The following is a 12,955-nucleotide window of genomic DNA, read 5'->3' on the forward strand; positions in this document are numbered from 1 at the left end:
CTGGCAAGAAATTATCAGTCGCTACTCTGCCTCGTATCGGCCATCGTTTGGCTGGCCTGATTGTTAACGCTCCCTAGCTGTCTGAACCGCCAAATCGGGATCATAGGCCCGATCTAACGGCGACGTTCTAACGCATCAATTCTGGCAGACTTAACACCAGAGACGGAAAAAGAGTGATCATAACCAGAAGTAATATTAATAACAGGAAGTAGGGAAGTGCCGCCCGAGCTATCAGCAAGATGTTTTGCCCAGTCAAGCTCTGCATAACGAAGAGGTTGAAACCAACAGGTGGTGTGATCTGCGCAGCCTCGATGAGGATCACGATAAAGATTCCGAACCAGATGAGATCGATGCCAGCAGCCTCCACTAGCGGCAGCATGACCGATGAGGTGAGCACGATGATCGAGATACCCTCGAGAAAGCAGCCCAAGATGAGGATCAGCAACGCCATAACCAGCAGCAGGATATAGGGCGAGAAGCCAAAGCTTCCCACCCAACCGGCCAACTCCCGCGGTAGGCCAATAAAGGCGACGGCAATCGATAGGCAGGAGGCAGCTGCGATGATAAAGGAGATCATACACGAGGTTCTGACAGCCGCCATCAGACCCTCCCAGAAACACCTCCAGCTCAGGGCCCTATAGACGGCGGAAAGTCCCAGGGCGCCGATCACTCCGATGACTGCGGCCTCGGTCGGCGTGGCAATTCCAGCATAGATCGAGCCGATCACGAGAAATACCAGACCAATTGTGGGCAGGAGACTTGGCAACACCTCAAGTCGATGACGCCAGCTAGAGTGCTGATCCCGCTCGGGCATATCACCCGGATTTATCCAACTCCAGATCGTAACATACCCCATATAGAGAGCGATCAGCAGCAGGCCGGGGACAATGCCGGCTATGAATAGCCTTCCAATCGACTGCTCCGCCGAAACACCATAGACGATCATGATGATCGATGGAGGGATAAGCAACCCCATAGTGCCGGAGCCGGCTAGAGTGCCAATAGTCTGTCGAATTGGATAACCGCGTCGGCCGAGCTCCGGCACAGTCATACGGCCGATGGTGGCGCATGTCACTGCCGAAGAGCCGGTAATAGCCGCCATCACACCACAGCCCAGTATATTGACGTGTAACAGCCCACCCGGCAGTCGCCCAACCCAAGGTGCTAGCCCCTGGAACATATGGCGAGACAGGTTCGAACGAAACAAGATTTCTCCCATCCAGACGAAGAGCGGCAACGAGGTCAACTCCCACCCCCAGCTAGCGTCCCAAAGGGTCGACGCCATCAGTGACCCCATCGGTGCGGGTGTGAAAAGGGCCATCATGACCATCCCTGCCACCAGTAGAGTCACCGAAACCCAGATGCCAGACGCAAGAAAGCCGAATACGAGGACCGCAAGTGTGATTGTGGCAAGTGCAGTGGTATCGATCATTATGATCACTCGAAAGGTAGGGACTCGTCGTCACTGTCATAGCTAGGAGTGTGCCCCCGCAGCATACTGACCAGCTCATCGAGCAAGGCAGTGGCGAACAGAGTGACCCCCAGTGCGACGCCGGCCTGCGGAATCCAAAACTGGATAGCCAGGAGTCCGGGGCTTACATCTTGGAAGCGATAGGATTGCACCATCAGCGCGATGATGTGCCACGAGAGAAAGACGACAGCTACGCCGGCAACAGTGCAGTTGACTATTTCGACCACGCGGCGTGCGTGCCGCGGTAATCGGTCCAGTGTCAAGGTGATCCTCACGTGGCTTCCAGCGCGGAAGGTGTGTGCGAGGCCGAAGAAGGTAGCGGCGGCCATGCAAAACCCGGCGGCCTCGGTGGCCTCAAAGGTCACTCCAAGAATCCGACAGACCAGTTGGATCACGATGGTCACAAGAATCCCGACCAGAAAGAGTGCAGCGAGATAGCCTGCCGCATCATAGAGCCGGTCCAGAGTGCGTCTCATTGACGAAGCCCCCGTGGAAAGAACGTGGTATCAGTGGAGTGACTCCCTGTAGGCCTGGTAAACGGCCTGCTCACTGGAGTCGGCGGCTTCAAGCCACTCCGCGATCAGCTGCTCGCCGATCTCGTCGATCCGATTCAGTACATCCTGTGGTGCCTCAGCAATCTGCATGCCATGCTCTTCGAGCACACCCATGCGCTGCTTTCCAGCAGCCTCGGCCATCTCCCAGCTCCGCTCGGTAGCACGTCTCCCCTCCTCGAGTACCACCTCCTGAATTTCCTCGGGCAGGGAACGGAAAGCCCGCTCGTTAACGATGACGGCATTCTTCTGATGCATGGTGCCGGTATAGGTAAAGATATCGAGATACTCCCAGGCCTGGATGTCGGTACCCGTCTGCGCAGAAGTCCACAAGGCCTCGATCATGTTAGTGGCAAAGGCTTGAGGTATCTCAGCAAACGGCAGGATGATGGCATCTGCGCCGATCCCTTCGCCCAGCTTCTGGGTCTGCTTAGAATAGATACGTAGCTTGATACCATTGAGATCATCCAGTGACTGGATGGGCTCGCTCGTGTAGAAGCCCTGCCCCGGCCAAGGCGCATAAGTCAAGACGCGCATACCATCCTGGGCAAAGCGCTCATCGAAAAGAGGAGCCTGAGCTTCCATCAGTTTCTGGGCCTCCTTCAGTGTGGTTGCCACACCCGGGATATTGTCTAGGTTGTAGATCTCTTCCTCATTGCCGTAAACGCTCAGGCGGATTTCACCAACCTGAATCTGTCCTGCTTGTACAGATCTCTTAATGCTATCGAGCTTGATCAAGCTACTATTAGGTCGCAGATCGATTTTCAATTCACCATCGGTACGCCGCTCTATGGCCTCGACAAAATTTCTTATGTTCTGGGTAAAATAACTACTTTCTGGATACCCCGTTGCCATAATCCAAGTAGTTTCAGCTAAGACAGGAAGGGCGACCAAGGAACCAACAGCTGCCAACGTTACGGAACGTATCACGGAAAAGAAGGTCATTAACATCTCCATCTCTATTTATTTAAATAATAATGCGATGGCCTTGCCGTTATTTAATAGCCATTCTTAAGGCATATAGATCAATCTATTCAGGCAGTGTAACTTTCACATAAACCCTGACAAAAACAAAGAAAAAATAAAATAAAGAAATTTTAAAAATTAACAACTAATTCTTGCTGCTGCATGATATGGGCCACGCCGAATACCTTCACCTCCCAGGCAAAACCTTCAAAGGAAATCTGGCGAAAGTTCAGTGAGGGTAGGGCGGAGACACCGAGACCTGCGGCAACCATGCGGCCGGCAATGCCGATCTGGCAGACTTCACACATAAGTTCCATTTGTAAGTCGTGCTCTTGCAAACCCTTTGGATAGCCTGACGAGTACTTCATGGACGGCTGCCAGCGATGATGGGGGATCGCAGAAGGTCTTGCCAGGAGACTTCCTGTTGTTCTAGCAGAGGGTGCCCGAAGGGGCATACCGCCACAAAGTAGTCATCGATCAACGGCTCGAACTGAGTAGCTCCTGATGCAGAGCGGCGCACGGAGAAGCAGATGTTGGAACGTTACTCGTTGACTAGTACATCCACTTGGCTGGCCAACATGTCGTGTACGTTGATTGTGATATAAGAATGGCGTAATCAGTAGTCGGCCAGTACCGCTGGTTGGAAGCCAGCAGCCAGAGTCGGCAAGTGTAACCTTCCCTCGCTGCTTGTCGAGCAGCTCCTCCAGTTTCCCCCAGTGCTGCTTCCTAGTTGACGGTCAAGCGTCTTGCCGCGGGCAGAAAGAGTCTTCCTTCCGGAGTCAGCTGTACCCCGCGAGATGAGCAATTGAACAACGCTCTGCCCGCGGCTTGCTCTAGGTGTTTAGTCCCAGGGTGTAATGGTCCATGGAACGAACCATTATCCAAGGAGGAACCATAACTCAAGTACTTCATCAACGTGCCAAGACCTCGCCCGCCATCCGAGAAAACAGACAGCGATCATCAGGTTCACTCGACACAGGGCACGACCACTGTGCGTTGGCTGGTCGCCGAGGCAGCGCAGTGGCTGAAGGGGGCTGGGAAAAACACATCGACAAGTTCTGGCTGGCCACTCAGCCACAGGATATGTTCGCCGGACCGGATACGGCTCTTGACTGGCGACCACTCATCGCACCTCGTGTTCCACGCATCCTCGGCGTCATCACACCCTCCCGAACACTGCCCTCTACTGGGGCCTCTGCAATGCTTGACCTAGTGCGCGCACATGCCCCAGCATTCAAGCTCTGAGTTCTCAGGCACTCCGAGCATGGGAGGGTGCTGAGAATCACTAGAAGCATGACCTACATTAAGCAAACATCGACCCACTCAATATCCCGTAGGGCTTCGCTTGGGGGTCAAGCCAACCTAGTCAAGTTCTGTGCTGAAAACTAAAAAATACGAACGGGGGTACATGAGGGGGTACATGAAAAATGTCGAAAAAAACATTCTTTTTAATCAGTGCTTTACAGATGCTTTTTACGGGACGCCGCCTCCACCAACCACAGGTTTCAGGAGTTACCAAGAAACGCCAGAAACCGCATGAACAGGGGCCTTCGGGCCCCTTTCTTGTTTCAGGAGTTCCCAGGTCATCCTTTGACATACCCCCAACGATGGGGGTACATCGTCGAAACTATCATCCGGGACCCTATAGCCGCGATCCTCAAGCACCTTTCTCGGCAAAAGATGAAGGCGCTAGATAACGGGATAGTCCTTTGGGACTCTCAGATCCCCCCCAACCACGCCAACAACGACACAACGCCGTGGAACACTAGCATGCCAATCAGCACGACCAGGGTAGCCAGTGTCAGCAGGAGCAGTAGCATCCTTGGTTTAAACGCCTCACCCTTTGGGCAGAAGGGGTCTTCAATAATCCTAAGGAAGTTATGCCAGCGCTCAGAACGACCTGTAGCGTCAATCACGCGAACCAGGTACATGCAGCCAAGGATCGGAAGAATGATCCATCCATGCGCATCATATTTCTCGGCGGTATTCCAGATTACCCAGGGCACTCCCAGGATGAAAAAAACACAAAGGGCCAGGCCCCAGGCAAATGAAAGCTTATCCACATGGATTCCCTGATCAATTCGAGTCTCTAGCCTTCTCTGGCCAAGAGACTCTCTGCATACAGCTAATCGTTCAGCCCCGGCAGCCAGAGCATGATTGACAGAAACAGAATACAGCAGCAGTCCAGTCAATTGCAGCAGCACGAAGGGGACGATCGACTTGTAGATGATGCCGATACTCACACCCCCTAAACGGCCTTTGCCTTCGCTCCACTTCGCTGTGTATGAGGGCCCTCAACCGTCATCATCAGCATCAACACATGGGAAAGCATCGTGAACACGGAGAATCACCCCCCAGCCTGCCTGAAACCGTATCAGATGCCGGTCGACACCATCGTCGAGCGTTCCCGCGTGTCGCCACTGCCGCGTCTTCATGCATGGGCTGTTATCGGGTGCCACATACCGGCAAGGCGGAATAGTCTTCCAACACGTCCTTGCGAAAGGGCAATCGTGCCCGAGCATCGCTGATCACCCGAGGATCAACCTCCATAAGATGGAACTCTTCACTCTCGCCCAGCACCGTGGCGGGTAGAGTGTCATCGATCCAGGGTGGACACAGAAAGGACTGACCAAAATGTTCGCCGCTGCGGTTGACGCTGAGGAAGTAAACCTGGTTTTCCAGCGCCCGCGTGGTCACGAACTGATGCCATGAGTAATAGGAAAGATCCTTGGAAAAGGCGACAGGATGCAGGATGACATCCACGCCGAACTCACGGCAAAGGCGGCGCGTCAACTCGGGAAACCGCATGTCATAGCAGATGATCACGCCGACCTTGATTCCGTCGATCTCGAATACGGACAAGTGATCGCCACGCCGGAAGTAACGAAGCTCATGCGAGTCGCCATACTCGGCGGTGTGCAGCTTGTCGTAATGGGTCAGGTATTGTCCCTGACGTCCAATGGTGACCTGGCTGATATAGGTGTCCTCGCCGTCCTGGCGCGCCGTGCCGTAGCATATGGCCACCTTGTGCTCGCGACAGAATTGCCCAAACAGGGTGTAGAACTCGCCTTCCAGCGGTTCCCTGAACCGGGCAACCTGCTGAAAGTTCTCTTTCGAGTACTCCATGGTCGAGAGTTCCGGCAAGACAATCAGATCAACCGGCTGGGCAGTGACCTGGGCCGAGAGTCGCTGGATGACTGTCTCGACATGGGCCCGCTGACTATCTCGGCTGTCAATGGCAGGAATATGGATCTGAGCAACGAGTACACGCATATCGATACGACTCCATAAGATGGGTTTCTATAGCAATTATCTAGCCCTTCGCTACTCAGCACGCGCAAGCGGGCCACTACTATTTCCCTGCCGAATTGAGGGAGGTTATTTCAAGTTCGCCTGGCGCCGAATGGCGAGGCAACGGTAACCGCGTTGACGCAGCACACTTGGCCCGGGGGAAGCCAGCCTCTAGGCTCGAAGCATTTCCCACCTTGCCTGGTTCCAGCATGCACCCACAACGCGCCCGACTGCATAACGAGCTTCACGCCCAGCCCTCGATCTACTTCGCGGAGCCGGCGCACATTCACCACTACGCCTTCCTCGATGGCGACGGCATTGCCACCGACATCCTCGAGCGGATCGCCGAGGCGGTCGGCAGGACCCCCGACTCCGAAGCGGCTCAGGAGATCCTGAACTTCGGTGACCAGACGCTGAAGTGGGAGCGCCATACCGAGTTCTTCACCCTCACCCTACTGGTCCCGAAGTCCGCGCGGGGCGAGCCCTGGCCATCGCCCCCGCCGCTGCTGGCGGAGATCAGCGCCGCACACAGCCGTAAGCTCATCAATGCCAGCCTGGTCCTGGTAGAGGCGGAGGCTGACTGGGGTGGCGACCCCAGCGCCTATGGCTTTCGCGACCCCGCCGGCTCCAGCGTGGGGGATGGAGACGCCACCGTATGGAGCGATTTCCGGCTCACCGCGGACGGTGTCAATCGGCTGATGCTGGTCAACCGGGGCCTCAACGCCTTTCGTCTGGGGCGCACGACCCGGCGCCTCCTGGAGATCGAGACATACCGCATGATGGCCTCGCTAGCGCTACCAGTGGCCAAGAAGATGAGCCTCGAGCTGCGCGACCACGAGCTTGAGCTCGGCAAGCTCTCGGAGCGTAACACAGAGGACGCAGAAGCAAGCTCCCGCCCGCTTCTGGCGGCCATCTCCGAGCTCTCGGCCAGGCTTGAGCGCTCGGGTGCCCGATCGCGGCAGCGCTTCAGCGCCACTGAGGCCTATGCGCGGATCGTCTTCAACCGTATCGAGGAGCTACGCGAGGAGCGACTGGACGACCGTCCCCGGCTGGGGACCTTCATCCTGCGGCGCTTCCGACCAACGTATATGGAGTCCTCCCCGTTTGCCAGCATGAGGCATGATCGGCGGTAGGTACGACTGCACACGTATATCCGGTCTCATTAATAATGCCAATGGCATCGGACCCTGATGGGCTATCCGCACGTCAGTTCCCAATCGGTTCATCGAGCTGTTAGCTCACGTACGTGTCGGGGGTTGCTGACGTCGGTTCGACCTGTTCGCCATCTTGCAGCATGCTCAGCAATCGTGGTGGTGGGAACCCTCGGTAAAAACGTTGGAATTCAGTAGGGTGATGTTACGCCACATGGGCCGCCAGCTCGGGATCATAGTCGCTGTCGTGACGCGTGATCGCCCAGGCGATACGTGCTGTCTTGTTGGCGAGCGCAACAATCGCCACGTTGGCATGCTTTCGCTCGGCCAGTTTCCTGACCCAGTGACTCAGGTTGTCCTCCTTGCCATCGCTGCAGCGCAGAACGGCGCGCGCGCCGTGCACCAGCAGGGTTCGTAGGTAGCTGTCGCCCCGCTTGCTGATGCCCAGCAAGCGGTCACGTCCTCCCGTACTGTGCTGACGCGGCGTCAGGCCCAGCGAAGCAGCGAAGTCCCGCCCGCGCTTGAAAGCCTGGGCGTCACCCAAGGCGCCGGCCAACGCGCTGGCAGTCAGTGTGCCGACCCCGCGGAGCGATAACAGGCGCTTTGCCACCGGGTCGGTCTGGGCGTGGTGCTCGATGCGCTCCGTCACTGTAGCGATGCGATCGCTCAGATAGCGGAGATCCTCTGCGAGGTCGGCCAGCAGTACGCGGAAATCATCGGTCAAGCCATTTTCGGCATCTTCCAGCCAGCGGGGCAGCGCGGCGCGCAGCTGGCCGATGCCGACGGGGGCCACCAGCCCATACTCACCGACCAAGCCGCGGATCTGGTTGGCCTTGGCGGTGCGCTGATGCACCAGCTCGCTGCGGATGCGATGAGCGGCCTGAACATCCTGCTGGGCGACGGACTTGACCGTCACGAAGCGCATGCTCGGCCGCCCCATGGCCTCACAGATGGCCTCGGCATCGACGCGGTCGTTCTTGTTGCTCTTCACATAGGGCTTGACGAACTGAGCGGCGATCAACGTGACGTGATAGCCGCGTGCCTGCAGCTCGCGGCCCCAGTGATGAGCGGAGGCGCAGGCTTCCATCCCGATCACGGCACCGGCAGGGACGCGATTGACGATGGCGTCCAGCCACTTGTCTCGTGAGTACTTGCCACGCCACTGGACCTGGTCATGGCGATCCACGCCGTGCACATGAAAGACAGACTTTGCGATATCCACGCCGACCCGGGTAATGTTCATGGGGAGTTCTCCTCATCCTCAGGCTGGTAAGTGATGCACTCACCCACCAGTGTGGCGCAACGACGCCGATGAAGGGTGGGGAGGACTCCATCCCATTGGTTCACTACTGTGCCGCTATCAATCGGCGTCAGGAGAGTCTCGCGGAGAGTGTTGCACGGCTCAATGACCTGCTCAGAACCCGTGCCCAGGTGGAGATCGAGGAGCAGAACTCCGAGATCCTGCAGAGCCTCAACGAGCGCACCAGCAGCCAGCTGAAGATACAGAAGGCCGTCGAGGGGCTGTCGATCATCGTCATCAGCTATTACCTCTTCAGCCTGTTCAAGCTGGGGCTGCAGAGCCTGAATGCCCTTGGCGTGGTCATAGCACCAGGCGTCGCCGCCGCCATCCTGGGCCCCCTGGGGTTGGGGATCATCGGCTTTCTGGCGTGGAGAATTCAGCGCGTCAGGAATCACTGAAGGCAGACTTGCGGATCCGTTATTGCCAGGATCCGCGGTCATCCTGTGATGGGCATTACACTATACGCCTGCTCGTCGAGAGCCTTGCGCTCCCGATTCAAGGCCGTGGCGAAGTTCACTGGCTGACTTTAGATCCTCTACCGAGTTACATCTCCACATGAGCCTTCTCGATAAGCGCGCACTCTATCTGTTCGAGGTCGTTAGCTGCGGCGGCATTCGCGCGGCGGCGGAACACCTCGACCTCAGCCCCTCCGTGATCAGCCGCCAGGTGCGCAACCTCGAGCGCGAGCTGGGCACCGCGCTGCTGGAGCGCCAGGGGCGCAATGTGGTGCCGACAGAGGCCGGACAGCTGGTGGTCGATAGCTTCCTGGATCAGCGGCGGCTGCACTCGCAGCTCTGGGATACGCTCTCGCGGCTGCGCAACCTGCAGTCGGGCAAGGTCGTCGTCTCGGTGGGCGACGGTTTCGTCGACAGTTTTATCCAGCATGTGATGCGCCGCGTCTCCGAGCAGTACCCCGATGTGCTGGTGGAGATCAAGACGGGTATCTACTACCCACGCGAGCCGCATGAGATGGTGGCCAACGACGAGGTCGATATCGCCGTGACCTACGGTTCGATCTCCGACCCACGGCTGGTGATCCACTCCTTCGAACGAGGCCCGCTGTGTGCCCTGGTAGCGCCCGGCCATCCCCTGGCCGACCGCGACGGGGTAACCCTAGACGAGCTGGCCCACCATAAGCTGATCTTCCTGCCCGATGCCTCGGGCTCCCAGCGCTTCGTCAACGAGCTGTTTCGGGCCGCCAGGCTGGCGGCGACACCCGTCTATCGCTGCAATCTGCACTCCGTCTCGCGTCGACTGGCCAGCGCGGGAGTGGGGGTATCCTTCATGACCGCCGCCGCGGCGAGATGCGAAATCGAGGCGGGTCAGCTGCGTGCCATCCCCATTCGTCATCCGATGGCGGAGCACAGCCAGGGGAATCTGGTACGCAGAGCCGGCAGGCGGTTATCACCGGCTGCCGGCTATCTTTGGAAGCTGATGCTGGGGATGCAGTGATCAGCTGATCATCATTCAGCTAGCCATCATGTAGATGCCCGGGCCGATGGGCCAGCCCATGGCCAGCCAGAACATCAGAAATGCCGACCAGGCGATCAGGAAGCCCAACGCCATTGGAAGCATGGTGGCGATCAGCGTGCCCAGCCCCATGTCCGGTTTATAGCGCTGCATATAGACCAGCGCCACCGAGAAGTAGGGGCTCATCGGCGAGATGATATTGGTGCTCGAGTCACCGATACGGAACATGGCCAGAACGAAGGCGGGGTCGAAGTCGATCATCATCAGCATGGGCACGAACACCGGTGCCATCAGCGCCCACTGCGCCGACCCGCTGGTCATGAACACGTTCAGCACCGCGCTCATGACGATGAAGGCACCCACCAGCGGCAGACCGGTGAAGCCGGTGCTCTGCAGAATGTTGGAGCCTTCGATGGCGATGAACTGTCCCAGCTCCGACCAGCGGAAGTAGGCGATGAACTGCGCGATGGCGAAGAACAGCACCAGCGTGGGGGCGAGATCGCTGGCCGACTCCGCCATGCGCTGGGGCACGTCGCGGCTGCTGGTGATCTTCCCCAACGTGATGCCGTATACCAGGCCGATCATCACGAAGTAGACGAACATCAGCGGCACCAGCGAGCGCAGGAAGGGCGAGGGGATCAGGCCACCCTCCGCGTTGCGCAGCGGCGAGGCCTCGGGCACCACGACCAGCGCCACCAGGGCGAGATAGACCAGGGTGGCGATCCCGACCCGCTTTAGCCCGCGCTTCTCGGTCGCGGTCAGTTCGGGCGTCTCGACCTCGGTGGTGAAGTCCTTGGCCATGGGCAGGGTACGCTGGAGGCGCGGCTCCACCACCTTATCGATCAGCAGCGTGCCTACGGTAGCCAGCACGAATACCGAGCAGGCGACGAAGAAGTAGTTGTCCACCGGCGAGATATAGGCCTCGGGGTCGACCAGGCGCGCCGCCTCGGTGGTAATCCCGGCGAACAGGGCATCACCCACGGTGATGAACAGGCTGGCATCGAACCCGGCGCCGGCGGCCGCATAGGCGGCCGCTGCCCCGGCGATGGGGTGGCGTCCCACCGAGTGATAGACCATGGCCGCCAGCGGAATCAGGATCAGGTAGTTGGCATCGGAGGCGATGCTGCCACAGATGCCGGCCATGAACACACAGAAGGTCAGCAGCGCAGGTGGCGCCTTGGCCACGCTGACCTGCATCAGGGTCGACATCAGCCCCACCTTGTCGGCCAGGCCGATGCCGAACATCACCACCAGAATCAGCCCCAGCGGGGGGAAGTTGACGAAGTTACTGACCACGCTGGTCAGCATGAACTCGATGCCCTCGGCGGAGAGCAGGCTGCGCACATGGACTTCGGCATCGGTCTGCGGGTTGATGGCGGAGACGCCCAGGGATGCCAGCAGGGCGGAGAGCGCCACCACTACGCCGGCGAGAATTGCGAACAGAATGAACGGGTGCGGCAGCTTGTTCCCTGCGCGCTCGATGGATGAGAGGACGGCTTGCATCTTGGGTGACCTTGTTATGACGGTGTTTTTTTGGTTCTCGGGAGCTCAGTCCCGCGACATGAGGCCCTGGGCCAACGCGACGAACATGCCGCCGGCCACCGGCAGGATGTTGTCGTTGAAGTCGTAGTGCTCGTTATGCAGATAGGCGCTGTCGCCATTGCCGACGAAGAAGAAGCAGCCAGGTACCTCCTGCAGATAGAACGAGAAGTCCTCTGCGCCCATGGTCGGCATGTAGTCCAGCCGCTGGATATCACGGCTGACACCGTGCGCCTTGGCCAGTGACAGAACACGTTCGGCCCATTCGGCATCGTTAACCAGCGGCGGCACCTGATGCTCGTGCTCCAGCTGGAAGGTAGCGCCATGCGCGGCACACACACCGCTGACGACTCGCTCGAGCCGACCCGCCAGCGCATCACGCGAGGATGGTCGGTCACTGCGAATATTGACGACCAGCTCGGCCTGACCGGGAATCACGTTGGCGGCGTCGCCGGCATGGAAGGCGGCGACCGTGATCACCCCGGCCTCGAGGGGAGACTTTTGGCGACCGACCAGCCCCTGAAGCTGCTGCACCAGCGAGGCACCGATATAGATGGGGTCAACCGCCAGATGCGGCATCGCCGCGTGGCCTGAACGGCCGTCGATGGTCACCCGGTAGGTATCGTTGCCGCCCATGGCGGGTCCGGGTTTGACGAACAGCTGGCCCTCGTCGAATCCCGGTCGATTGTGATAGCCGAAGATCGCCGAGACCCTCGGGTTATCCAGCACGCCGGCCTCGACCATTCGAGCGGCACCGTTGCCACCCTCTTCCGCCGGCTGGAACAGCAGTTTCAGGTGGCCGCACAGCTCGTCCTGCCGCGTGATGATGGCTTCGGCAGCCAGCAGCAGGCTGGCGGTGTGGCCGTCGTGGCCGCAGGCGTGCATCAGCCCGTCGTGGCTCGAGCGATGCTCGAAGTCGTTGGCTTCGTGGATCGGCAGTGCATCCATGTCGGCACGAAAGGCGATGACCGGGCCATCGCGGCCGGTGTCCAGCTCCGCCATCACGCCGGTGGTGGCGATGCCCTCGGTCACCCGGTAGCCAAGTTCGCGAAGACGCTTGGCGACGACGCTGGCCGTCGCGGTCTCTTCGAACTTCAGCTCGGGGTGACGATGAAAATGGCGGCGCAAGCGGATGGCTTCCTGCACCTGTGCGTCGTCAAACATTGAATCTCCTTGAAACGGGCTTCCTGGCGGTGCATCACGCTATGCGAACCGG

The 12,955-nt window shown here is 58.8% G+C and carries 13 protein-coding genes; 3 read left to right on the forward strand and 10 right to left on the reverse strand.

Annotation, left to right across the window (positions count from 1 at the left end; translation table 11 throughout):
- Positions 1-127 precede the first annotated feature (127 nt).
- The 7 genes from GRB80_RS14845 to GRB80_RS14875 all read right to left on the reverse strand — a co-directional run bounded on the left by GRB80_RS14845 (position 128) and on the right by GRB80_RS14875 (position 6,261).
- Positions 128-1,429: a TRAP transporter large permease gene (locus GRB80_RS14845; RefSeq protein WP_419880026.1), complete on the reverse strand. Its 1,302-nt coding sequence runs from the start codon at positions 1,427-1,429 to the stop codon at positions 128-130.
- A gap of 8 nt (positions 1,430-1,437) precedes the next feature.
- Positions 1,438-1,947 (reverse strand): TRAP transporter small permease, encoded by a 510-nt coding sequence (locus GRB80_RS14850; RefSeq protein ID WP_161424058.1) that lies wholly within the window; start codon positions 1,945-1,947, stop codon positions 1,438-1,440.
- A gap of 30 nt (positions 1,948-1,977) precedes the next feature.
- Positions 1,978-2,967: a TRAP transporter substrate-binding protein gene (locus GRB80_RS14855; protein WP_161424059.1), complete on the reverse strand. Its 990-nt coding sequence runs from the start codon at positions 2,965-2,967 to the stop codon at positions 1,978-1,980.
- 152 nt (positions 2,968-3,119) lie between these two features.
- Positions 3,120-3,356 (reverse strand): hypothetical protein, encoded by a 237-nt coding sequence (locus tag GRB80_RS14860; protein WP_161424060.1) that lies wholly within the window; start codon positions 3,354-3,356, stop codon positions 3,120-3,122.
- Positions 3,353-3,508 carry a LysR substrate-binding domain-containing protein gene (locus GRB80_RS16635; protein WP_374708645.1) on the reverse strand — a complete coding sequence of 52 codons (156 nt, stop codon included), beginning with the start codon at positions 3,506-3,508 and terminating at the stop codon, positions 3,353-3,355. Before GRB80_RS16635 ends, GRB80_RS14860 begins: the two co-directional genes overlap by 4 nt.
- 1,198 nt (positions 3,509-4,706) lie before the next feature.
- Positions 4,707-5,231 carry a hypothetical protein gene (locus tag GRB80_RS14870; protein ID WP_161424062.1) on the reverse strand — a complete coding sequence of 175 codons (525 nt, stop codon included), beginning with the start codon at positions 5,229-5,231 and terminating at the stop codon, positions 4,707-4,709.
- 202 nt (positions 5,232-5,433) lie between these two features.
- Entirely contained in the window at positions 5,434-6,261 is an 828-nt protein-coding gene (locus GRB80_RS14875) for a carbon-nitrogen hydrolase family protein (protein WP_161424063.1), read from the reverse strand.
- 227 nt (positions 6,262-6,488) lie between these two features.
- On the opposite strand from GRB80_RS14875, the gene GRB80_RS14880 reads away from it, so the two are divergent.
- Complete coding sequence (locus GRB80_RS14880) at positions 6,489-7,412, forward strand: DUF3422 domain-containing protein (protein WP_161424064.1); 924 nt, start codon at positions 6,489-6,491, stop codon at positions 7,410-7,412.
- Between the two features lie 223 nt (positions 7,413-7,635).
- Here GRB80_RS14880 and GRB80_RS14885 read toward each other — a convergent pair whose 3' ends face one another.
- Entirely contained in the window at positions 7,636-8,673 is a 1,038-nt protein-coding gene (locus tag GRB80_RS14885) for an IS110 family RNA-guided transposase (protein WP_161424065.1), read from the reverse strand.
- 95 nt (positions 8,674-8,768) lie between these two features.
- On the opposite strand from GRB80_RS14885, the gene GRB80_RS14890 reads away from it, so the two are divergent.
- Positions 8,769-9,128, forward strand: a complete 360-nt coding sequence (locus GRB80_RS14890) for a DUF3422 family protein (RefSeq protein ID WP_237562004.1) — start codon at positions 8,769-8,771, stop codon at positions 9,126-9,128.
- Between the two features lie 157 nt (positions 9,129-9,285).
- The gene (locus GRB80_RS14895) at positions 9,286-10,182 is read left to right on the forward strand and encodes a LysR family transcriptional regulator (protein ID WP_161424067.1); all 897 of its coding nucleotides are present in this window, start codon (positions 9,286-9,288) and stop codon (positions 10,180-10,182) included.
- 15 nt (positions 10,183-10,197) lie between these two features.
- Here GRB80_RS14895 and GRB80_RS14900 read toward each other — a convergent pair whose 3' ends face one another.
- Positions 10,198-11,703: an AbgT family transporter gene (locus GRB80_RS14900; RefSeq protein ID WP_161424068.1), complete on the reverse strand. Its 1,506-nt coding sequence runs from the start codon at positions 11,701-11,703 to the stop codon at positions 10,198-10,200.
- A 45-nt stretch (positions 11,704-11,748) separates the two neighbouring features.
- A complete protein-coding gene (locus tag GRB80_RS14905; protein ID WP_161424069.1) occupies positions 11,749-12,903 on the reverse strand; it encodes a M20 metallopeptidase family protein in 1,155 nt (384 codons plus the stop codon).
- Positions 12,904-12,955 lie beyond the last annotated feature (52 nt).

It is taken from the genome of Halomonas icarae (assembly GCF_009901955.1).
GTDB classification, from domain to species: Bacteria; Pseudomonadota; Gammaproteobacteria; order Pseudomonadales; family Halomonadaceae; genus Halomonas; species Halomonas icarae.